We start from the raw sequence: 26,045 nt of genomic DNA on the forward strand, positions 1-26,045 counted from the left end.
CAGGTGGAATCGCCTGACCGGTGTAGCTGCTGTTCCAACCTGTGATATTGAAATCCTCGGGCGAGTTTGTCCCTTCGGCATAGGTAGACTCGTAGAGCTGCTTCCATGTATCGATATGCGAAGTGTTGGAGGTGCTTTGTTCTTCCTCGTCCGGTGTACGGATGACGTAGGCTACCAATTGTTTCTGGCCGTTGCGTTCGTCCACCAGTACCAGGGAGTCCTGAACTCGAGGGTGAGAGCGGAGGGCTGTTTCGATCTCTCCAGGCTCAATGCGGAAGCCGCGCAGTTTGACCTGATGGTCGGTTCTGCCGCGGAATTCCAGGGTGCCGTCGGCGCGCCAGCATGCCAGATCGCCGGTGCGATACATGCGGCCTCCGGCGTGGGTATCGTAAGGATCCGCCACAAATCTTTCAGCAGTGAAGTCGGGCAGATTGTGGTAACCGCGCGCCAATCCGGTTCCCGCGGCGTAGAGCTCGCCGGTAACGCCTACTGGCACGAGATTCAAGGCCTGATCCAGGACATAGACGGAAGTGCCGTGAATCGGCGAGCCTATGGGGATGGCTTCGTTGAGACTGTTGTCCCGTGGAACCTGATAACAGCAGGTGAAGGTGGTGTTTTCCGTGGGACCGTAACCATTGATCACGGTGCAGCCCGGATGAGCTTGCTGTACCTTGCGCACATGCTCCGGAGAAAGCACGTCCCCGCCGGCAAGCAGTTGTTGAACCCCACCCAATGCGGGGAGAATGCTGTCGGCTACCTGGTTGAAGAGGCCTGCGGTCATCCACAACGTGTTCACTTGATTTGCTACGATCCTGTCCCCGATTTCTTCGAGCGATGGAGTTCCAGGGAGCATGATCGTCAAGGTGCCTCCGTTAAGCAGGGGACCCCAGAGTTCAAGGGTAGCCGCGTCAAAGCTGAGTGGTGCTAACTGCAGCACGCAGGAAGATTCATAGAGTGAGACGAAATCCGGCTCGATCACCAGGCGGACGACGGCTGCGTGGGGAACCATGACTGCTTTGGGACGACCGGTGGATCCGGAGGTGTAATTCACGTAGGCGAGATGTTGCGGCGTGAGCGGAAGATTGGGGTTTTCCGTGCAGGACGCGCCTTCGGTAAGAATGTGTTCCACCGAGCCGGCGAAGAGGGCGCGATGCTTCTCCGTTGTGACGACGTGCCGAATTTCTTGCAGGAGATCCTGCCGTCTGCGGTCAGGGAGATCCGCATCGATTGGCAGATAGGCTCCGCCTGCTTTCAGGATTCCGAGCAGGCCGGCGATCATCTCCAGGGATCTCTCGATGCAGATTCCGACGAGGCGATCGGGGGTTACGCCGTGCTCGATAAGCTTATGGGCAATCTGGTTTGCCCGAGCATTCACCTGTTGGTAGGAGAGAGAGTTGCCTTCATAACGGATGGCCGTTTTCGAGGGGCAACGTGCCACTTGTGCTTCGAAGAGGCTGGTGATCGTCGCGCCTGATATTTGGGAAGATAGGGTGGAATGATGGGCGAGATTCAGGATGAACTCTTGCTCGACGGCGGAGACGAAAGGCAGTTCATAAAGTGGCGCCTCTGCATTGCGTGCAGCAGCCATGAGGAGCCGCACCAGCCGGTCTCCCAGGCGATGCACAGCCTCCGCGCTGAAGAAAGCGGGCGCGTAATCGATCCGAAGCAGAAGTTGCTCCCCTGGCATCACCATCATGATCAATGGATAGTGGGTTGAATCATGGCCCTCAAAGGCGGTGATTTTCAGATCCCCCGTGGTGGCGGCCAGCGCAGCGCGATCTACCGGGTAGTTCTGAAAGCCCAGCAGGGTGTCAAATAATTCTGGTGTGGCGGCTTCACGCTGAATCTCCGCCAGCCCCAGGTAATGGTAGGGCAGCATCTGGGTTTGCTGGTCCTGTACTTCGTGAAGCAAGGAGGCTACAGACCTTGCCGGATGCAGCTGCGCTCGCAGCGGGATCGTATTGATGAAAAGACCAACGGTATTTTCGATACCGGCAAGTTCGGCGGGACGTCCAGAGACGGTCACTCCGAAGACGACATCTTCGCGGCCTGTGAGCCGTCCCAGCAGGCAGGCCCACATGGCCTGAACGACGGTATTTACCGTGAGACCCTGTTGGCGAGCAAACGCTTTGAACTGCGTGGTCTCTTCCGTGGATAACGATGCCCAATGGGTTTTGGGCATCCCCAGAATGACGTTCGCGCCTCGGGAGGGAACCAGCAAGGTCGGCCCTTCGAGAGCGTCGAGGTATTCGCGCCATCGCGTGAGCGCTTCTGTCTTGTCCTGCGCAGCGAGCCATTCCAGGTAATCGGCATAGGGACGAACAGGAGGCAGCAAATTGTTGTTGCCGTCGTGACGGTATAACGAAAAGAGATCCCCGAAGAACACGGGCATCGACCAGCCATCCATCAGAAGGTGATGTCCGGTAAAGACCAGAATGTGCCGCGACCTGCTGATCCTTGCCAAGGCAAAACGCAATAACGGCGGTGTGGTGGGTACAAAGAGGGTCGATCTCTCGCGGGACAACAGCTCGGCCCGTTGCTGTTCCAACGAAGCCTCATCGAGTCCTGAGAGATCCAGTTCTCGCCAGGGAAGCTGCACGTCGTGTGAGATCACCTGCACCGGCAGTCCAAAGCCTTCTGTGTGGAATCCGACTCGCAAGCTGGCGTGGCGATTCATGAGGGCCTGGACGGCTCTTCTCATGCGGGAGGGTTCAAGCTCTCCATCAACTTCCAGAGCGATCTGCACGGTATAGACGTCGGGAGTGTCGTCATCGTACAGAGAGTGGAAGCGCAAGCCTTGTTGCAAGGGGGTGAGGGGAAGAACATCTTCGAGGCCAGGAGAGGCTTTCTCCAGCCGTTCAAGCTCGGACTGAGTGAGGTTCACCAGGGGGAAGTCGAAAGGAGTATGCCCACCAGCGGCAAAGTGCTCGACCTGTTCCGCGAGAATCTCGATACCGTGCTGCCATGCCGCAGCCAGTTCTTTTGCATCGGACTCGGGCACACATCGCGAAGCCCATGAAAGGATTGCCGAAAAACGTGGTCCATCCGGCCCATCCAGGGTGCGCGCGTTGACGTCGAGGAGGTGAAAGAGTGGGCTATCTTTTTCCAGACCGTTCTGCAGGCCTGGAGCGTCGGGGGCCATCGACCAGTCACCGCCTGTATCGCCACCGGTAAAGCGCCCCAGATAATTGAAACCAATCTGTGGTTGAGGCAGACCTGCCAGCTCATGCTCTGTCTCCGCGTTGATATAGCGAAGCAGACCATAGCCGAGACCTTTGCGGGGGATCGTGCGCAACTGTTCCTTGATCCGCTTGACCACTTCCGGGATATTGGAATCGCCGGCTTCGGAGCCGACCTCAAGGGCAACCGGATGCATGCTGGTAAACCAGCCCACGGTACGAGAGAGGTCCAGATCCTCGCCGATGGGTTCGCGTCCATGGCCTTCGAGGTCGATCAATATCGAAGCGGCTCGCCCGCGCATCTTCGCGATGGCCAGGGCGAAGGTGGCCAGCAGAATGTCGTTGAGTCCAGCATGGAACGCTGCGGGGATGGAGGTGAGCAGGCGCGACGTTAGATCGGTGGGCAATTCCAGATGCAGGTGACCGACAGTCGCGAAAGTGTCCTGCGCTGGATCGAGAGAGATCCCTTCAAATACCCGTTCGCTGTTTTTGAGCAGAGCTTTCCACAAGGGCAACTCGGAGGTGACAGTCTTCGTCTCCGCATGTTGCGCGAGATGCAGTGCCCACACGCGGAAGGGTGTACCGGAGTCGAGAACGATGGGCTCACCTTGTTCGATTGCATGGCAAGCGGATTGAAGATCCTCTGTAAGGATGCGCCATGAGACGCCGTCAACGCAGAGGTGATGGAGGATCAGAAGTAATCGTCCGGGAGCAAAGACTGCCTGGAAGACGCTTCCTGTCCACGGATCTAGGCGCTCCTCTGCTTCTCGTGCAGCTCGATCGAGTTCGCCAGCGGGAACGCAGGTCAGGCAGTGGGCTGCATCTCTGGAACCTTTGGGCGAGATGCGGAGGTTCTTGTCCTCTGTGAGTTGCAGCCGCAACGCATCGTGCGAATCCAGCAGCAACTGGAGTGCGGATTGCAGTGTTTTTGGGTTCAAGTCAGCAGGCACCCGTAGGAAGAGTGATTGGCTGAACCGCTTGAGCATGGCGTCGCGTTCAAAGAACCAGCGAAGAATGGGTGTGGCTATTACTTGACCTATGGCGCTGGCGGGATCAAAGGATTTCCGATGGTTGGTCTGAAGGCGCGCGATGGCCGCGATGCCTTCCACGGTTTGTCTCTGGAAGACATCGCGCGCTGTAAATTCCAGACCTGCATTGCGGCCTCGGCTTACCAACTGGATGGACATGATGCTGTCCCCGCCGAGCGAGAAGAAGCTTTCATGGATACCCACTCGATCAAGAGAGAGAATCGCGGCGAAGAGATCACAAAGTGTCTGTTCGGCCTGAGTGCGTGGTTTGCGGAGATCTTCGACCGGCCGTTCGACAGCTTCTTCGGGAGCTGGCAGGGATCGCGTATCCACCTTTCCGTTAGGGGTGAGGGGAAGAGAATCCAGGACAACAAACGCTGAGGGCACCATGTGGGCGGGCAGACGCTCGCTGAGAGTGTCGCGAAGAACTCTCGTGTCCAAGCCGTATGGGCCGGCTGGTGTTACGTAGGCGGCCAGGCGTGGGGTGCGGGTTTCTTTGCCGAAAACCACCACGGCTGCCTGGCTAATATTTCCGAGCGACAGGAGAGCGGACTCGATCTCTCCCGGTTCTACGCGCAAGCCTCTGATCTTGATCTGCTGGTCTGTTCTGCCGAGAAAATCCAGCGTGCCATCCGCGCGCCACTTTGCCAGGTCTCCAGTGCGATACATGCGTTCAGAGGAAGGGCCATAAGGGCTCGCAACAAAGCGTTCCGCTGTTGCGGAAGGACGTCCTAGATATCCGCGCGCCAGGCTGGTACCGGCGATGTACAGTTCGCCTGCAACGCCGACTGGTACCGGCTCGAGATTTTTGTCGAGAACGTAGACTCTTGTATTCAGAATGGGGCTGCCGATGGGCGGCGGTGCATCTCCTGACAGCGGGGCGCTCATGGTGGCACAGACCGTAGTTTCTGTGGGACCGTATGCATCGATGACGCGGCGGCTGGCGGACCACTCTTCAGCTAACTTGCCGGGGCAGGCTTCACCGGCAACTGTCAATGCCTGCAACGTCAGGCTGGGTGTGATCTCTAATGTCGCCAGCACCGCGGGCGTGAGGGTGGCGTGGGTGACCTGCTGTTCAACAAGTACTTCTTGAAGAGCCTGTCCAATCCGGTCGTCTTCGCCGAGAAGAATCAGCGTTGCACCGGTCAGCAACGCCATCACGATTTCATAGACGGAGGCATCGAAGCTGAGCGAAGAGAACTGAAGGACGCGCGATTGTGGCGTCACGCCGAGCCGTTCGATTTGCGCTTGCACGAGGCTGGCGATTCCGGCATGAGTAACCGCCACCCCTTTGGGCATGCCCGTCGACCCGGAGGTGTAGATCACATAGGCGAGGTCCTGGGTAGAAAGCGAGGGAGCGGGATTGCTTTCAGGAAGGCCCTCAAGTGTCAGAGGAGCATCCAGGATCAAAGCCGGGTGTGCGTCGGAACGCATGTAGGCGCGCCTTGCTTCCGGATAACCTGGATCCAGCGGCAGCCATGCTCCGCCTGCCTTTACGATTCCCAGCAGCATCACGATCATTTCGATCGAGCGCTCCCGCTCGACGCCGACGATCGTTCCAGGGCGGATGCCGCAAGCGTTCAGATGATGGGCAAGCTGATTTGCTCGCCGGTTTAACTCGCCGTAAGTCAGGCTGTCTTTGCCAAAGCGGACCGCACACGCATCCGGAGTCTTTGTCACCTGTTCTTCGAACAGCCGGGGCAGGGTGGCTTCCGGAATTGCTCGATCCGTTTGGTTGAATTTTTCCAGCAGCAGGCTGCGCTCTTCCGGAGATAGGAAGTTGAGGCGGTGGATGGGGATGTCGGGATTCTCGACCGCGGCTTCCAAGAGAGCCGTGAGCCACGAAACAAGGGATTCAGCGGTGGTGTGCTGAAAGAGATCGAGACTATATTCGAGTGAGCCTTCCATCCCTGCGGGTTGCCCGTCACTGGAATAGGCTTCCTGAAGGCCCAGCAGAAGATCGAACTTCGCGACATGGGAGATGACCGGTTCTACCGTGACACTTAGATCAGGCAGTGGGGAAGATCCAGAAACGGGGAGATTCTGTAGCGTCAGCGCGACCTGAAATAGCGGGTGGCGCGCCATGGATCGTTGCGGATGCAGGGCGTCTACGACACGCTCAAAGGGGACATCCTGATGGGCATAGGCTTCAAGATTGAAGCGGCGAACGCGGCCGATCAGTTCGCGAAAACCTGGGTTCCCGGAGAGGTCCGTGCGTAGAACCAGCGTGTTGAGGAACAGGCCAACCAGGTTTTCAAGCGACTCTTCACCACGGCCTGCAACCACCGTTCCGATGGGAATGTCATCCCCGGATCCCAGGCGTGACAACAACGCGGCAAAGCCTGCCTGCAGCACCATGAAAAGGCTCGCCGCACAGCGATGGCCGAGTTCCAGCAGATGCTTGTGCAGACCGGCACTGAAGCGTACTGGAACCATGGAACCCTGGTAGCTCGCAATGGCAGGCCTGGCACGATCCGTAGGCAAGCTGATTTCGTGTGGTGCGTGCTCCAGGGCAGAGCGCCAGAACGCGATCTGGCGGCTTAGAACGCTTTCTGCATCGGACTCCTCGCCGAGCGATGCCCGTTGCCAAAGCACATAGTCGGCGTACTGCACCGGCAGTTCGCCCCAGGAGATGGCGGAGCCACGGCTGTGCGCTGCATAGGCCATGCTGATTTCATTGGTGAGCACGTTCAGTGACCACCCGTCTCCCGCAATGTGATGCAATACCAGGAGCAACACGTGGCGATCTGTCGAGAGGCGGAAGAGACAGGCTTGAAATGGAATGTGCCGGGCTATATCAATGCTGATTCCTGCCGCCTGGGTGAGGCTCGACTGCAGATCTGCTTCCCGCAGATTCTCTACGGTGAGATCGAAGGTGATCTCATCCGGGGAAAGAACGAGCTGGAAGGGCACACCATTTTCATCCGGAAAGAGGGTGCGAAGGGTTTCATGACGTGCGATCACATCGCGCAAGGCTGACTGCATCGCGGCGATGTGGAGGTTGCCCTCAAAGCGCACGGCAAAAGGAATGTTGTAGGTTGCGGCGGCACCTTCCATCCGGTGCAGGAACCATAGCCTTTGCTGTGCATACGATAAAGGAAGGCGAGCGGGACGGGGGTGCCGTGTGAGTGGAAGCGTTGGGAAATCCACGCTGCGCAGGCGCGTCGCCAGCTCGGCAACCGTGGGCGATTCGAAGAGGGTTCTGATTCCAAGTTCTATTTGCAACGCAGCCCGGATACGGCTGACCAGACGAGTCGCCAGAAGTGAGTGCCCTCCAGCGACGAAAAAATTATCGTCGATGCCGATGCGATCAACTTTCAGGACCTCGGCGAAAAGGCGGCAGAGAATTTCTTCAGCAGGTGTTCTTGGGGTGCGGTAGTTGTGTGAGTGTAGTTCTGGTTCTGGGAGAGCGGTGCGGTCGATTTTTCCATTTGGGGAGAGGGGGAAGTGTTCGATGGCGACGAAGGCTGCAGGGACCATGTAGTCGGGGAGGCTCTCTGCGAGCGCCTTGCGGAGTGAGGTTGTGTCGATCTGTGTTCCTGTTGCAGGGATGACATAGGCGACCAGGCGAGGCTGCTGCTGGCCGCCCTCGCGTACAACGGCCACCGCCTGGCTGATTCCTGGCTGATCTGCCAGCGCAGCTTCGATCTCACCCAGCTCGATGCGGAAGCCACGTATCTTTACCTGCTGGTCTGTTCTGCCTTCGAACTCCAGTGTTCCATCCTGACGACGCCTTACCCAGTCTCCGGTCCTGTACATCCGGGTGCCGGATCCTGTCCAGCGGTCGGCGAGGAAGCGCTCGGCTGTAAGCGCCTTGCGGTTCAGATAGCCAACTCCTACCTGTGGGCCTCCGATATAGAGCTCCCCCCAGACTCCGAGGGGAACCGGTTCCAGCCAGCGGTCCAGCACATAGAGCCGTGTGCCTGGGGTGGCGAAGCCGATCGGCACATCGCCGGAGACCTGTTCTCCGGGCTCCAGGATGTGGACGCAGCATCCGACCACCGTTTCGGTAGGACCGTATTCGTTGACGAGATGCAGGCCTGGGACATGGCGGCTCCAGAAGTTGGCTACTGTTGCCTTCAGGGCTTCTCCGCCTACGACGAACCTGCGAGAGCGCACTTCGGTGGCCCGGTCCCCGAGGTAATCGGCAAGAGCGGTCAGGTGGGCAGGTGTGAGCTTGACCAGGGTGAAGTCCTGGCCGCTGGTCAGCAGGTCCCCGAGTGCCGGGATGAACTCCTGGTCGGGCAGCAGGAAGACGGTCTTTCCGGCCAGCAAGGGCAGCCAGAGGCTGGTGATGGTGGCATCGAAGGCGAGCGGGGTGTTGACGGGAGCGCCGCAGCCTTCGCTGCTCTCATAGAGAGCGCCAGCCCAGGCAAGATAGCGGGCGAGCTCGGCGTGGCGGATGAGCACACCCTTGGGGGTCCCGGTGGATCCGGAGGTGTAAAGCACGTAGGCGGGGTGGTCCGGCGTGAGGTGGACCGCAGGGTTATGGTCCGGATAGAGGCTGGTATCAGTGAGTGGCGAGTCCAGGAGTGGCGAGTCCAGCACGAGAGCCGGTTGGGCATCGGCGATCATGGCCTGCAGGCGTGCCTGTGGGTAGGAGGGATCAAGGGGAAGATAGGCGGCCCCTGCCTTGAGCGTGGCCAGCAGGGCGACCAGCATGTCGAAGGAGCGGGGCAGGGAGATGCCGACGATGGCTCCGGGGAGAACTCCCTGCCGGATCAGGAGATGGGCCAGGCGGTTGGCGCGGGAGTTGAGCTCCGCGTAGCTGAGGGACTCCCCTGCAAAGATGGCCGCGGTTGCGCCGGGATCAAGCGCCGCCATGGCTTCGAATTGAGTGGGTGCCGGAACAGCAACTGTATCCGCCCCACACACCCCACGGGAAGACGTCAAGATCCCCCGCTCCGAAATGCTCAGAAGACTCACATCATGAACCGCAATATCAGAATGAGAAGAAATTGTTTCCAGCAGCCTGACAAAACGAGTTGCGATGTCTTCCGCAATCTGCCGATCGAACAAGTCAGAGGCGTATTCCAGGAAGCCGCTGAGCCCTGCGGGCTCTCGCTCGGAGTCATGACGCTCCTGCAGACTGAGCGTCAGATCGAATTTCGCGGATTCCCATTGAAACGGCTCAGGCTTTGCTGCAAGGCCTGCCAAGACCAGTTCTGCCGCAGGCACATTCTGAAGCAACAGCATCACCTGGAAAAGGGGTTGCCGGGAGAGAGAACGTTCCGGTCGCGCGGCTTGGACGACACGTTCGAAAGGGACGTCCTGGTGGCTATAGGCATCCTGATCGAACTTACGCACGCGCTGAACCAGCTCGCGAAATGTGGGATCGCCCGATAGATCGGTACGTAGAACGATGGTGTTTACAAAGAAGCCGGCAAGGTCATCGAGCGCCATGTCACTGCGTCCGGCGACGGCTGTGCCAATGCAGATGTCATCTCCCGCACCAAGCTTGGATAACAACGCAGCGAATCCGGCCTGGAGGACCATGAATAGGCTTGCGCTTTCGGACCTTGCCAAAGCGAGCAAACGCGCGTGTACCTGCGGACTGATCGTGAGGGAAACCTGGGCTCCCTGATAACTCGGCTTCGCAGGACGCCTTCGGACGGCGGGCAATTTCAATTCGGCCGGAACTCCGGCGAGAGCCTCACGCCAGAAGGTAAGCTGGCTTGACATCAGGCTGCCGGCATCGCTTTCGTCTCCGAGCATGATGCGCTGCCAGATGGCGTAATCCGGATATTGGACGGATAGGTCCGAAAACGCTGGACGTTCCGAGCGAATTCGTGCCGCATAGGCCGTCATCAGATCGCGGGTGATCGGGGCGAACGACCACGCATCTCCCGCAATGTGGTGTACGAGTAGTAGCAGGACATGGCTGCGCGCGGCAAGCTGGAAGAGCCATGCGCGGATAGGAATTTCGCGAGAGATGTCGAGTGTCGTACTGGCGGCTCGCGCCATGCTTGCGGGCAGTGCAGCCTCACTTAGCCGCTCGATCTGGAAATCCAGATGCGCGGCAGCGGGCGGCAGGACGAGCTGGTAAGGAACTCCACCGTCATCGGGGAATATGGTGCGGAGTGCCTCGTGGCGTTCGAGAACATCGTTGAGGGCCATCTCCAGCGCCTCGATGTTTAGCTCCCCTTCCAGACGAACTGCCGCCGGTAGATTGTAGGTTGAGCTGCGTTCTTCTAGTTGATCCAGAAACCACAGGCGGTTCTGCGCATAAGAAAGAGGCAGGCGTTCTGTGCGCGATTGCCGAACCAGCGGGGAACGGCTTGAGCCGGCTGTGCGGACGTGTCCCACGAGTTGCGCGACCGTGGGTGCTTCAAAGAGGGTACGGATCGTGAACTCAACTCCAAGTGTGGTGCGGGCTCGGCTGACGAGCCGCGCGGCAAGCAGGGAATGACCGCCGAGCGCGAAGAAATCGTCGTCGATTCCGATATGCTCTTCATTCAGCACAGACGAGAACAGGTTGCAGAGGCTTTTCTCCGTTGGCGTGCGAGGAGCCTGACTGATCTTTACCTGACGGTCTGGACTCGGCAGTGCTCTGCGGTCCAGCTTGCCGTTTGGAGTCAATGGCCACTCCGGCAGGACGAGAATGGCGGAAGGAGTCATGTACTCCGGCAGAGACTGCCGCATGTGTTCACGCAGGATGCGCGACAGCTCTGCGTGGGTAGAACGCAGCGACGGGGTGTTGGCATATCGGCGGAGATCGATTGCCCGCAGTTCCGTATCCTCGGCTTCACACCAGAGCGGATTGAAAATGACCTCCGTTCCCCCCGTCCTCCAGAAGGGCGTTGCACCCAGGCGCTCCGCTATTTGAATTACGGTTGCGGAATCTTCTCCAACTGCATCCGCGCACGCTGCGGTCAAATCGTCTACATGCCATGCGCTTGTCTCTTCGTTTAGCTCCGACAGCCGTAGGGCAGCCTCTACAAAAGGCGCGGCATACTTGTGCCGGATACCACGCACTCCCAGAGACGTCCCGGGGTTGTACTTCAAGCCCTTTTCAAGCTCCGCGATCCAGGTTCCGTTTTTGTCCCACTCGATCCAGTCCGCGGGTTCTCGGAGATGCTGACGCGGGCCGATCGCTAATTTCACGTCGTACCGAAAACGGCTGAGCTCGTTATCGTAGGTTGTCGATTTTGGAACAGTCTCGGCGTGTCCAATTTTCTGCCGCGGATCGCGAAAATGGTTGAACAGAGCAGGATCGATCAGAAGCTCTTCCTCATCGCGAACCGCCATGGCGATCTGTTCGCGGAGCTCGGTGAGCGGCATTTCGCCTGCGGCCCGATGCAGGTGTACCGAGGCATGATAGGCCTCCAGCAAGGGCAGGCTGCGCAAGTCGCCGAGGAAGATATAGCCGCCCGGAGCGATGACCCGGGCCGCTTCGGAGAGCACCTCCAGCAGGTAGTCCAGGGAGGGGAAGTATTGCGCAACTGAATTCACAATGACGAGGTCGATGCTGTCATCGGCAAGGAAGCTCAACTCATGCGCTTGTCCCTGCTGTAACTTTACGTGGTGAAGATCGGCTCGGGTCTTGATATAAGCGCCGAGATCCTCCAGTGCCCTGGCGGACACATCCAGGCCGATATAGCTTTCGCAGTCTCGAGCAATTCGTGTGAGCAACAGACCTGTTCCACAACCGGCGTCGAGGACACGCCGTGGCCGGAGTGCCCTGATGCTCGCCACCGTTTCATCGACCCAGGTCCGCATCTCCTGCGGAGGAATCGGTTGGCCGGTATAGCTACTGTTCCAGCCTTCGATGTTGAAGTCGCCGGACCACTGTGAATTCGGCACGTACGCCGCGTCCCACACCTCCTGCCAGTACGACAGTTGTGATTCCTGAGACTGCGCCGCACCGCGGGCGATGACATAACCTATCAGGTTTTCATCGCCGTTATTTTTCCGCACGACCACCGCGGCATCCTCTACACGGTCATGCGTCTTTAGTACGGCTTCAATCTCTCCGGGTTCAATCCGGAAGCCGCGTATTTTCACCTGCTGATCCGCGCGGCCAAGGAACTCGAGTGTGCCGTCCTTCCGCCAGCGCGCCAGATCGCCGGTGCGATACATGCGAGCCCCAGTGTTGGCGATGCCGGCTAACGGATCTGCGATGAAACGCTCGGCTGTGAGGTCGGGTCTGTTCAGATAGCCACGTGCGAGGCCAGAGCCGCTTAGATAGAGCTCGCCGGCAATACCTGCCGGAACGGGTTCCAGCCAGGGGTCCAGTACATAAGCGCGATAATTCGCGAACGGAGTTCCTATGGGAATGACTGCGGGCCCGTCGGCATCGCTCTGGTTCAACTTGTAGATCGTCGCCCAGACTGTTGCTTCGGTGGGGCCGTATTCGTTATGAACGGACCGTGCGAGTTGAACGAGCATCTGGCCCAGGTCTCGCGGCAGGGCCTCTCCTCCGACCAGAACTCGAAGCCCTTGTGCGCATGTATGGTCCGCCTCCAGCAGCATCCGCCAGTGACTCGGTGTGGCCTGAAGAGACGTCGCTGCAGAGGAGCGGATGAGCGCAGCCAACTGTACGGGATCGCGGGCGGTATCCTTTGCCGCCAGTACAACCTCGGCTCCATGACAAAGCGGGAGGAACAGCTCCAGCGTCGAGATATCAAAGCCTATCGTGGTGATGGCGAGGTGTCGGTCGCCCGGTTTGAAGGGAAGATGGAACGAGATGCTGTGCAGGAACTCGGTAAAGGCGCCATGCTCCACCACCACGCCTTTCGGCTTTCCCGTCGATCCTGAGGTGTAAATCATATACGCAGGACTTCCTGCCCAAATGGGGCAGTCCGGATTCCGGTCTGAGGTTTGCAAGAGCTCCAGGGGGAGCGGAGGGGTATCGATCACGAGATGACTGCCTTCCGGCAGCCGGGCCAGCAAAGCCGTCGACGTGAGCACAAGCGCTGGGCAGGCATCTTCCAGCATCGTGCGAATCCGCCCCTGTGGGTACTCGAGGTCAAGGGGCAAATAAGCCGCGCCGGTCTTGAGGATTCCGAGAAGAACGGCTAGCAGATCCGTAGAACGCTCCAGTGCAACTGCAACAAGTTTTCCGGGGCCGATTCCTCGTGCGATAAGGGAATGGGCCCAACGATTGGCGCGAGCGTTGAGTTGGGCGTAGCTCAGGGCTTCGTTCGCAAACTGCAATGCGGGCGCGTCGCCATAATGCGCTGCCTGCCACTCAAACATGGCGGGCATAAACGGCCTTTGCGGTCCTATGCCTGCAGGGTTGAATTTCTCAATGCTCTGCCGTTCGCCTTCGTCGAGAATGGAAAGATAGCCGGAGGCCCGGTTCCCGACCTGCGGTATCGAGTCCACCAATGTTCTGAAATGTGCTGCCATCCGCTCTATGCGCCATGGGTCGAAGAGATTGCTGTTATAGAGCCAATAAAGATCGACTCCGCCATCGCGCTCGAACGCATGGAGTTCAAGATCGAACCGAACGCGCAGCTCAGTCGACGCCACGGATACAATTTCCAGCCCGCTCAACTGTGTTTCGCCCATCGGAGCGTTCTGAAGCGCGAACATTACCTGGAACAACGGAGAGGCGTCCAGGCGCCGTTCCACCCCTAGCTCTTCGACGATCCGCTCGAACGGCGTGTTTTGATGCTCATAGGCTTCGAGCGTTGTATCCCGCACCTGATGGAGAAGCTCGCCGAAGGTTTCGCCCCGGTTCACGCGTACGCGCAGGACGAGCGCGTTCACGAAGAAGCCGATCAGGTCTTCCAGATGCACGTCTTGGCGATTCGCTACAGGGCTGCCGATGACGATGTCGTCCTGGCCGGTATAGCGCTCCAGCAAAACGCCGAAGGCCGTAAGCAGGGTCATGTACAGGCTGGCTTGATGGTTCTCACCCAACCGCGCTAATGCTCTGGTTCGGTCGGGAGAGATTCTGTCCTGTACTACCTTGGCTGAAAAGGTCTGAACCGCCGGGCGCGGACGGTCTGTCGGCAGATCCAGACGGCCGGTAATACCGGCCAACTGGCGCTTCCAATACGCGATGCCGGTATCTTCCCGCTTCCGTTGCCAAAGTGCGAAGTCTGCATACTGCACCTTGAGCGGAGAAAGCGGATTCTCACGGCCTTGGGAGAACGCTTCGTATAGCAGGCGAAATTCACGGTTGAACACCCCGATCGACCAGCCATCCGAGGCGATGTGATGGAACGTGCGCAGGAAGATATGTTCCTCTTCACCCAGCTTCAACAATTTGGCGCGAAGCAACGGTGCACGCTCCAGATGGAAGGGCGTCTCCCATTCATGGCGTATCTCCGAGGTGATCTGCGATTCATCCGTGCCTGTCATGTCGCGAAACTCGACGTCTACTTTGCACTCAAGTTCGATTCTCTGTACGGGAGATTCATCCTCTTCGATGAAGCTTGTGCGTAACATTTCGTGACGTGCAACGATTGCCTGGACGGCTCTCTGGAAGGCCTCCCTATCGAGATGTCCGCGCAGCCGGAGTGCGTCCGGCATGTTGTATTCCGTGCTTGCGGGGTCCATCTGGTGCAGGAACCATAACCTCTGTTGCGAGTACGACAAGGGCAGGCGTTCCGGTCTCTCCTGCTTGCGCAATACGTCTGAACTTTCGATGGCCTGGGGTATGCGAGCCGCGAGGTCTGCCGCAATCGGCGTCTCGAAGAGCCAGCGTATAGGGAACTCCACACCGAGACGGCGGCGCACGCGACTGACGACACGGGTAGCTTGTAAGGAATGGCCGCCGAGCGTGAAGAAGTTGTCGTCGACGCTGATCCGTGGAAGATTCAGCACCTCTGCATAGATCTCGCAGATCGCGGTCTCCGCTTCGGTGGAAGGTGGAAGATAGGTTGCGGTACGCCGCTCAGGCTCGGGGAGCGCTTGCCGGTCGAGCTTTCCGTTGGTGGTCAGGGGCAGGGCGGGCAGCAACGTGAAGCTGCTAGGCGTCATGTAATCGGGGAGTACACGCTGCAGATGTTGCCGAGCTCTCTCGATGAGCTTCTGTGGGCCTTGGCTGGCAAGGATTCTTTGAGGAGCTGCGAGAGCAGTGTACTCGGGACGGCGGCCATAGATGGAATAGATAGCCGTGCCCCGCAGAACTTCATCCTGCTCTACATGCAGCGTGAAGCCGGCCATCGTGAGTGTTTCCACGATGAGCTCCATCCGGCCTTCCAGGTCGTGGACTTCGACCACGACCTGCTGAATTTTATGCCAGTCCTCCGCAGAGATTCCCTGAAGTACGTCCAGTTCGCTCTTCTCGACATCCACCTTCAGCAGATCGATCGTTTCGATCTGCTCTTTCGCGATGATCTCGGAGAGGGTTCGCAGCTCGCAGGTGAATTGCTCCGATTCCAGGCGATCTTTCACCAGCTCCTCAATGGCTGCGCCGGGCATTTCCAGATGGGCCGTTTCATTGCTCAGGTATGTTGCAAGTGTCTGTTGATCGTCACGGCTGTCGGCAAAGCGACCGGACATCACCGAATTGTGTTTGTACCAGACAAACTCAGCGGTTCCACTTTGGCTGGACAGCCCGCAGTTGAATACGGTCGGAGTGGTGGTGGAGTGGATCGCGGCATTGGTTCGTAAGGCATCGAATAAAGGTGGAATCGGTTCGAAGGCATAGATCTTCGTTGCCGGAGCGTATTGGCTGACGAAGACGGTAAACAGGCCGATGTTGGCGCCGACATCGAAAACACACCCGGCTTCGGGAAGCGTGATGCCGTGTTTAAGGTAGATCTGGTCTTCGAAGATCTCGCGGTAAAGAAAATCGGCTTCACTGTGGTTGCGGCACTTGATGGCCAGACCGCTGGGGAGTTCATAGCAATCGTCTGGTTTCAACTCTCCGGACTGCTCCAGATGCAAAACACGGGTAAGGGCGTTGAGCGAGCGATCCGGCACGATGTACGCGGCTAACTGCTTTTCTCCAGCGACGTCGGCTCGGGTAATCACGGCAGCCTGGGCTATTCCTTCACAAGTCATCAACGCGGCTTCGATCTCACCCAGCTCAATCCGGAAGCCACGGACCTTGACCTGCTCATCCGCCCTGCCTAAATACTCGAGAACTCCATCGGTGCGCCACCGCGCGCGATCGCCGGAGCGATACATCCGGGCTCCGGATATTGGGGAGTAAGGATTCGCAACAAAGCGACCTGCGGTCAGCCCGGGACGGTTCAAATAGCCGCGCGCCAATCCCGCACCGGCTACGTACATCTCGCCCGGCACACCCACAGGAACCGGTTCAAGAGCGTCATCGAGGACATAGACGCGCAGGTCCGGAATGCTGCGTCCCACGATGCTCGCTGTTTCACAGGCCATGTCACGGCTCAAGGGCTGATAGGTGACGTGTACGGTCGTTTCCGTGATGCCGTACATGTTGATCAGCGCTGGCTTGCCGTCCCCGTGCTGTTCAAACCAGGGAGCGAGGCGGCGCGGATCCAGCGCTTCGCCGCCGAAGATCACGAACTTCAGGCTCAAACCGTCGGATGGGCCAAGAAGAAATTGATAAAACGCGGAGGGGGTCTGATTCAGTACCGTCACGTTCTCACGCTGTAACAGCATGAGAAAATCCTCCGGGGATCGCGTCATCCAGCGTGGAACAATGACCAGCCGGCCACCGGTCGTCAGGGAGCCCCACATCTCCCAAACGGAGAAATCAAAAGAAAACGAGTGGAAGAGTGTCCATACATCTTCGGTGCCGAAGTCAAACCATGGCCGTGTGGAAGAGAACAGCCGCGACACGTTTTCATGCGTGACAACGACGCCTTTGGGTTTCCCGCTCGATCCAGAGGTATAGATCACATAGGCGCCGCTCCTTCCATCCAGGAAGATGGAGGGGTTGCGTTCGGGAGTGCCATCAACGATGGATTCGAGCTCCCGCAGGGTGGGCGCATCCAGTACCAGCGTCGGTTTCGCATCTTCCAGCATGAATGCGATTCGCGCTGCGGGGTACTCGGGGTCGAGCGGAAGGCAAGCTGCGCCTGCTTTGAGAACAGCGAGGGCCGCAACCACCATCTCGATAGACCGCTCAATTTGGATGGCGACCAGTGGTTGTTGTCCGGAAACACTCTGAATACGTGCGATAAACCGGTGGGCTAGGCGGTTCGCGCGTTCGTTCAGCTCGGCATAGGTTATCTTTTCAGAGCCCGATACCAGCGCAATCGCATGAGGAGTTCGCGCTGCCTGCGCCTCAAAAAGCTCCTGTAGCTGAAGCTCAGGTTTAGGAGATAGCAGATCCACCGGCTCCGTTCCTTGAAATCCTTCGATCAGATGTTGACGCTCTTCGGCGGTCAGAATCTCGAGCTCATGCAGGCCGGCATCGGGTGACGCGACCGCCGCGCGCAACAGGCGTATAAAGCGTTCTCCGGCCGACTCGATCGTCTTCCTGTCGAATAAATCCACGCTGTACTCAAAGACGCCTTCCATTCCGAGCGGATCGCGGTGGGAGCCATAGCGTTCGTGAAGGCTCAGCATCAGGTCGAACCGCGCAATATCCCATGGCAGGGGTTCGGGCCGAATCACGACACCGTCAAGATGCAGGTCGGCATCGGGCGTGTTCTGCAGTGCGAGCATGACCTGAAACAGGGGCTGTCGCGCGAGGGAACGTTCGGGCTGCAGAACTTCGACCACGCGCTCGAAGGGCAGGTCCTGGTTGGCGTAGGCTCCCAGATCGAACTCACGAACACGGCTAATCAATTCGCGGAACGAAGGCCGCCCTGAAACATCTGTGCGCAGCACCAGCGTGTTAACGAAGAATCCGATCAGATCTTCCGTCGCCGCTTCGCCACGTCCCGCGACGGCAGTACCTAATGGAATATCTTCGCCCGCACCAAGGCGCGATAGCAGGGCCGCAAAGCCTGCCTGAATAATCATGAACAAGCTTGCGTTGGTGGCTCGTGCCAGTTGGAGGAGATCGCGATGTAACTGTGCGTCCAAACGAACGGAAACCAAGTCGCCACGGAAACTTGGCCGGGCAGGACGAGCTCGGTTCAATGGGAGATTCAGTTCCGTTGGAATACCTGTCAGCGCCTGTTTCCAGAACCTAAGCTGCTTTGCGGCTTCGCCTTCTGGATTGTCTTCATCCCCGAGCATCCTCTGCCGCCATAGGGTGTAGTCCGCATATTGAATGGGCAGTTCTCTGAAGGAAGGCCTGATTTGCCGCAGACGAGCCTGGTACGCGAAGCTCAAATCCCGCAGCAGAGGCTGTAACGACCAGCCGTCACCGGCGCTATGGTGAAGCAGGATTAGCCAGACGTGCTCGTTTTCGCTCAGTCGGTATAGCCATGACCGCACCGGCATCTCGTGGGTGAGGTCGAAGCCCGTGAGGGCTGCGCCAAGAAGGCGATCAATGACCTCAGCCTCCGTGATCGCCTCGACCCGCAGTGACAAATGCGCCTGCTCGGCCGGGAGGATCTGCTGGTACGGTTCTCCTTCGGCATCTGGGAGGTTTGTCCGGAGCGACTCATGACGTGCAATTACATCGTTCAATGCAGCTTCCAGCGCAACCGGATCCACCGGTCCTTCCATGCGAAAGGTGATGGGCAGGTTATAGATCGCACGATCCTGTTCGAGCCTCTCCAGGAACCACAGTCGTCGTTGTGCGTGCGACAGGGGTAGCCGCTGAGGGCGTTGCTGGGGAACCAGTGGCAAATCCGCAGTTCCCACGTTCTTTTTTAGACGCGCAGCAAGATCGATGACAGAGGGAGCTTCGAATAGCGTACGGATTGTAATGTCGGCTCCCAGGCTCGTTCGCACGCGGCTTACGAGCCGGGTCGCTAACAGCGAATGGCCGCCCAGTGCGAAGAAGTCATCGTCCAGCCCTACGCGCTCCAGACCCAGCACGTCAGCATATAGATTGCACAGGATCTCTTCTTCGGGGGTTCGGGGGGCACGGAAGCCGTCACTTCGAAACACTGGTTCCGGCAGTGCTGCGCGATCCAGTTTTCCATTGATCGTGAGGGGGAGAGCATCCATCGCGACGAAAGCGGAGGGAACCATGTAATCAGGGAGCTTTTCGCTCAACCGTGATTTCATGTTTTCCATACTGCTCGGATCGGCTGCGAAATAGGCCACCAACTGGCTGCTGCCGTCGTGGGTACCGCGCACCATGACGGCTACCTGCCTGACTCCAGGGCATTCCAGTAAGGCTGCTTCGATCTCGCCTAACTCAATCCGGAACCCGCGGATTTTCACTTGGGCATCGCCTCGGCCCAGGTATTCAAGCGTGCCGTCCTTGCGCCAGCGAGCCAGATCTCCGGAACGATACATACGGTCGCCGGGGGCTTCTCCATAGGGATTGGCGACAAATCGGGTGGAGGTCAGAGCCGGCTGATTCAGGTATCCGCGCGCGAGTCCGTCGCCGGCTACATAGAGTTCGCCGGCCACTCCTGGCGGCAGAGGTTCCAGCGCTGCGTCGAGCACGTAAACGCGCAGGTCCGGAATGCTCCCGCCGATGGGACTGCCGGCCATCTGGGTGTTCTGTGGAGACAGTGCATGGTGGGTCACATGGACTGTGGTCTCCGTGATGCCGTACATGTTGATCAACCGACTGGTCTCGCCGTGCGTGCGATACCAAGGCTCAAGCCGGCGCGGGTCCAGAGCCTCTCCCCCAAAGATGACTACACGCGGGGTGAATGCCTGATTTTCAAGGGGAAGGAGCTGATAGAAGGCGGACGGAGTCTGGTTCAGAACGGTGACACGATGCTGTATGAGCAGCTTGAGAAATTCTTCAGGTGACCGAGTTATGACACGCGGTACGATGACCAGCCGTCCACCGGTGAGAAGTGGTCCCCAGATCTCCCACACGGAGAAGTCAAATGAAAACGAGTGGAACAGCGTCCACACATCTGTGGGGCCGAATTCGAACCACGGGTCGGTGAATTCGAGCAGCCGTGAGACGTTCCGGTGCGAGACGACAACACCTTTCGGCTTGCCTGTAGAGCCGGAAGTATAAATGACGTACGCCGCATTCGCCGGTCGAACTGGACGGACAGGAGGATGATCCGGAGCTTGCGCAGAAAATTGCGCCAGCGTTTCGTCGCGAAGTACCATCACGGGACGCGCATCCGAGATCATGTATTCGAGCCGCTCTTGCGGATACTCGGGATCCAGCGGCAGGTATGCGGCTCCCGCCTTCAACGTTCCGAGCGCAGCCACGATGAGGTTGAGCGACCGCTCCATGCAGATGCCTACGAGATCGTCCGGCCCTGTCCCGGCTTCGATGAGACCGTTCGCAATGCGGTTCGACCGTGTGTCCAGTTCGCCATAGCTGATGGAGTCCTCTCCGAAGACGAGCGCGATGGCGTGAGGGTCTCGCGTAACCTGTAACGCGAACAATTCCGGAATAGTTCGCTGCGAACGAGACGAGGGCCGGGGCTCGGAGCTGTGCAGTAGCTCCTCACGCTCCAGAGGTGCGAGGAGCGTGAGCTTGCTGAGAGCAACGCTGGGTCTTTCCATCGCGTACGTCAAAAGGCGGATCAATCGGCTGCCCAGCATCTCTACCGTGTCTTGGTCAAAGAGGTCGGAGCTGTATTCGAAGAATCCTTCGATGCCTGCAGGCTCTTTTGCCGGTCCTGATTTTTCTTCGAGACTCAAGGTGAGGTCGAACTTGGCTGCGTGCCAGGGCAGGGGCTCCGATTTTACCTCCAGGCTGTCCAGCCATGTCTCTCCGCCAGGTGAGTTTTGGAGCGCCAGCATGACCTGGAAAAGAGGCTGACGTGCGAGAGAGCGCTCGGGCTGCAGCGCATGGACTACCATGTCGAACGGTACATCCCGGTTCACAAATGCTTCGAAATTGAAATCCCGCACTCTCGCTACCAATTCGCGAAAAGATGGATCTCCGGATACATCGGTCCTCAGAACCAGGGTGTTCACGAAAAACCCGATCAATTCTTCGAGAGCCTCTTCGTCGCGCCCGGCGACTGGCGTTCCCAGTGGAATATCTTCCCCTGCGCCGAGCCGTGAGAGCAGTGCTGCGAATCCTGCCTGCAGAACCATAAAAAGGCTGGCTCCCGTCTCCTGGGCAAAGGCGGCCAAAGCTCTGTGCAGGCTTGCGTTGAGCTTCAAGGTCGCCAACCCGCCACGAAAGCTGGCACTGGCCGGGCGAGGACGATCTGTCGGCAGTGCTAACTCCTCGGGCATGCCGGAGAGAGCGCGCCGCCAGAACTCGAGCTGTCGAGCGAGAATACTGGTGGGCTGATTCTCGTCGCCCAGCATCTCTTTCTGCCAGAGCGTGTAATCGGCGTATTGGATTTCGAGCTCACGGAACCCAGGTGCGTGACCGCTGCGGCGGGCCGTGTAAGCTTCGCCGAGGTCCCGCTTGAGAACGCCGAGAGACCAGCCATCACCTGCTATGTGATGCAGAAGCAGGAACAGCACGTGGTGCTCGCCGTCCAGGCGGTAGAGCCATGCACGGAAGGGCAATTCTTTCGTGATATCAACCGGGGTCGAAGCAAACTCGGCGCAGAGTGCCGGGAGTTGCTCTTCCGTGATGTCGGCGGTCGCGATTCGCAGCTCGTGGGTTTCAGGGGCGAGGATGTGCTGGTAGGGTGTTTCATCCTCCGAGTCCCGTAATACGGTGCGCAAACTTTCGTGGCGAGCTACGACGTCGCGCAGCGCGGTCAATAGAGCAGAGGTGTTCAACGCGCCGGTGATCCTCAAAGCGATCGGTAGATTGAAGACCGCGTTGGGTCCTTCCATGCTCTGAAGGAACCAAAGCCGCTGCTGGGCATAGGAAAGTGGGAATGTCTCGGTGCTCGTCGTCACTGACCTTCTCCCAGCACAGCGGTAGTTCCGCTATGCATCTGCGCGGGTCTGCGCCGCAGTAAAGGCACACGTGTTTCTGTGCGTTGGGGCAAGCGCTCCGCAAGATTCGCCACCTCCGGTGTTTCGAAGAGAAGACGGATTGGCATGTCCACGCCCAGAGCAGCCCTGAGCCGACTGCTAACGCGGGCGGCATTCAGGGAATGGCCTCCCAAGGCAAAGAAGCTATCGTCGATCCCGACCTTCTCCACCCCCAACACTTGCGAGTAAATCTGGCAGAGGGTTGCTTCCACGGAAGTGCGGGGAGCACGATAGAGTGCACTCGCTATTTGCGGCTTCGGCAATGCACTGACATCCAGCTTTCCGTTGGTGGTCAGCGGTAGGCTGGTGAGCAGGGTGAAGCTGCCCGGCATCATATAGTCCGGCAAGATGCGCTGGAGGTGTTGCCGCGTTTTCTCGATAAGCTGCCGCGATCCCTGGGTGGGAATGCTTCTGGCAGAGGCTGCAGGTGCGGCATACTCCGGACGGCGTGCGTAGATGGAATGAAGAGCGGTGCCCCGCAGAGCGACGTCCTGTTCTACATGCACAATAAAACCGGCTATTTTCAGAGTTTTCGCGATTCGTTCCAACCGGCCGTCCATATCGTGGACTTCGACCACGACCTGTTGGATCTTGGGCCAATCCTCCGCGGAGATTCCCTGGAGCACATCCCACTCACTCTTCTCAACATCCACCTTCAGAAGGTCGATCGTTTCGATCTTCTCTTCGGCAAGGATCTCTGAGATTGTCCGCAGTTCGCAGAGGAACCGCTCTGATTCCATGCGATTCTCTGTCAGCTCTTCGAGAGCTGCGCTGGACACGGCAAGATGTGCCATCTCGTTGCGCAAATAGACGCCGAGGGTCTGTTTATCGGAGTAGCTATCGGAAAAGCGTCCGGACATTACCGAGTTGTACTTGTACCAGACAAACTCTGCGGTTCCATGCTGGCTCGACAGACCGCAGTTGAATACTTTGGGCATTACAGTGGAATGGATCGCAGCATTTGTGCGCAGGTCGTCAAACAACGGCGGAATCGGTTCGAAGGCGTAGATCTTCGTCGCGGGGGACCGCTGGCTGACGAAAGTGGTAAACATTCCTATGTTCGCGCCCACATCGAAGACGCACCCGGCTTCGGGAAGCGTGATGCCGTGTTTCAGGTACGTTTGCTCTTCGAAAATTTCGCGACACAGAAAATCGGCTTCGCTGTGGTTGCGACACTTGACGGTCAGGCCACTGGACAGCTCGTAGCAGTCGTTCGGTTTAAGCTCTCCGGAATGTTCCAGATGTAGAACACGCGTAAGCGCGCTGAGCGAGTGTTCCGGCACGATGTATGCCGCCAACTGCTCCTCTCCGTTGGCGTCAGCGCGGGTGATTACCGAGGCCTGGGCTATGTCCTCACAGTCCATCAACGCCGCTTCGATTTCGCCCGCTTCAATACGGAAGCCGCGTATCTTGACCTGGGTATCAGCCCGGCCAGCATACTCCAGAGTCCCATTCGAGCTCCGCCGCGCCAAATCACCGGACCGGTACATGCGCTCACCGGGCTTGTGGGCGTAGACATCCGGGAGAAATCGTTCTGCGGTGATCCTCGGCTGGTTCAGATAGCCCCGGGCAAGTCCCGCTCCGGCTACATAGAGTTCCCCAGTCACGCCTGGGGGAACCGGTTCGAGGAAAGAATCCAAAACGTAGACGCGAAGATCAGGAATATTCACGCCAATCGGGCTTCGACTCGTCATCCTGGACATCTCGGCGGTTATGCATTCGTAGGTCACATGGACGGTTGTCTCCGTAATACCGTACATGTTTACAAAAGAGACTTCGTCTCCATAGACACCAAACCACGATTCCAGCCATGTCGGATTCAGTGCTTCGCCACCGAAGAGGATCAGGCGCAGGCTGGACCCTTTGCATTGCTCCGCCGAGAGACGGCGAAACGCTGAGGGAGTTTGATTCAGAACCGTTACCTTTCGCTTTTTTATAAGCGCGACGAATTCTTCAGGCGATCGGGTGATCGCGCGAGGTACGATAACGAGTTTTCCGCCGGTTGTCAGCGGGCCCCAGATCTCCCAAACGGAGAAGTCGAAAGAGAATGAATGGAACAGTGTCCAGGTATCCTCAGAACCAAATTCAAACCAGTGGTTTGTCGCCGAAAAGAGCCGTGTGATATTGCCATGGGTGACGACAACACCTTTCGGCTTCCCGGTCGAACCGGAGGTATAAATTACGTAAGCCGGAACGGATGGGTGAATGGCTATAGCAGGATCATGTATCGGTGAATCTGGCCCCTCTTGCAACTCTGGACTATCGGAGGTGAGAACGAGGGATGGTCTCGCGTCCGAAATCATGTAGGTCAGTCTCGTTTCCGGGTACTGTGGATCCAGCGGCAGATAGGCGGCGCCTGTCTTGAGCACGGCCAGAGCGGTCACGATCATGTGGATCGACGGAGCCATACGAATGCCGACGATGCTCTCAGGTCCTATGGCTTGCGTGATTAGGCGGTGAGCGATCCTGTTGGCACGTGTGTTCAGCTCGGCGTAGGTGACTTCCTCATCCTGAAATACAAGGGCGGTTGCGTGAGGAGTTCGCGCTGCCTGCGCAGCGACCAATCCTGACAATGTGTCCACGGAGAACGCACTCGTTGGGCCGTTGTATCCCAACAAGCGTGCCTTTTCGCGCGGGCTGAGAATGCGCAATGTCCGCAGGGGAACCTTCGGCCTTTCGGTGATGTCACTCAACAGCGTCTCGAAGTGGCGGGACATCGCCTTCATCCTGGCGCGCTCGAAGAGACCGCGGTTGTACATCCAATAGATCTTCAGTTGGCCGGCTTCTTCCACCGCATACACTTCCAGATCGAAACGTACGCGGAGTTCTGTTCCTGTCACCGGCTCCACAATCAATCCCGCTAATCGTCTTTCGCGGATGGGGGCGTTCATCATGGAGAACGTAATCTGGAAGATCGGGGGAATGTTCCGAACGCGTTCCGGCGCCAGCTCTTCCACCAGCCGCTCAAAGGGAACATCCTGATGTTGATAAGCAGCCAGCGTTGTCGTTCGAATTTCATCAAGCAGGTTCTGGAAGCTCTGTCCCGGCCGTATCTTCAGGCGTATTGGCAGAGAATTTACGAAGAAGCCGATCATCCGCTCTAGTTGCGATTCCTGACGATTGGCGACAGGCGTTCCCACGACGAAATCGTCTTGTCTCGTATAGCGTTCCAGCAGAATCCCGAGCGCTGCCAGCAAGGTCATGTAGAGCGTCGCGCCATTTTCTTCCGCGAGCATTTTCAATCGGAGAAAGGTCGGTTTCTCCACATGCGTGATGCAAACGCCGGCCAGATGTTCGTCGTGAACCTCGCGCGGTCGATCCATTGGCAGTTCCAGGCGCGGTGGCATACCTGCTAATTGTTTCTTCCAGTATGCAAGCCCCGGAGCCAGCGCTTTCTCTGTCAGCAAACTCCGTTGCCATAGAGCGAAGTCGGCATACTGCACGGGCAGGGGCAGCATCACGTTCGAGCGTCCCTCGAGAAATCCCTGGTAGAAGGCTTCAAACTCCTGATTGAATAAGCTCATCGACCAGCCGTCGGAGACTATGTGGTGACAGGTTCTCAACAGGATGTGTTCCTGATCTGCCAACTTCAGCAGGCGTGCTCGGAACAGCGGTCCATTCTGCAGATCGAAGGGCTCCGCCCATTCCCTGCGTAGCGCGTCTTTGAGTGCGCGCCGCTTCTCGGATGGGTCAAGATGGCTGAAGTCTTCCATCCTCAGTTCCGTCCACTTTGGTGGAAGGATCATCTGCGTGGGAGTTCCATCGACTTCGACAAAGCAGGTGCGAAGGCTTTCGTGGCGATCAAGGATCTGGTTGATCGTGTGCTCTAGCGCCTCGCGATCCAGCTCGCCCCGGAGGCGCAATGCCTCCGGAACGTTATATTGGGGGCTTCCACCTTCCATTCGGTCGATGAACCAGAGTCGCTGCTGCGGCCATGAGGCCGGTATCAGATTGGGCCTTGTCTGAGCGGTCAGGGCGGGCCTGGAGAGAGAGCGGCCTTTCATTGCTTCCTCGACTG

The 26,045-nt window shown here is 58.4% G+C and carries 2 protein-coding genes (1 of these 2 cut by a window edge); both read right to left on the reverse strand.

The window, feature by feature from the left end:
* On the reverse strand, positions 1 to 21,949 hold a 21,949-nt coding region (locus GSQ94_RS10425), incomplete at its 3' end, for a non-ribosomal peptide synthase/polyketide synthase (protein WP_158943749.1).
* Positions 21,946 to 26,045, reverse strand: the 3' portion of a protein-coding gene (locus tag GSQ94_RS10430; RefSeq protein WP_158943751.1) for a non-ribosomal peptide synthetase. Its footprint extends 4,267 nt past the window's final position; 4,100 of the gene's 8,367 nt are visible here — the last part of the coding sequence; the start codon falls outside the window, past its right edge; the stop codon is at positions 21,946 to 21,948. The genes GSQ94_RS10430 and GSQ94_RS10425, both read right to left, overlap by 4 nt.

This window comes from Granulicella sp. S190 (genome assembly GCF_009766095.1).
Classification (GTDB): domain Bacteria; phylum Acidobacteriota; class Terriglobia; order Terriglobales; family Acidobacteriaceae; genus Edaphobacter.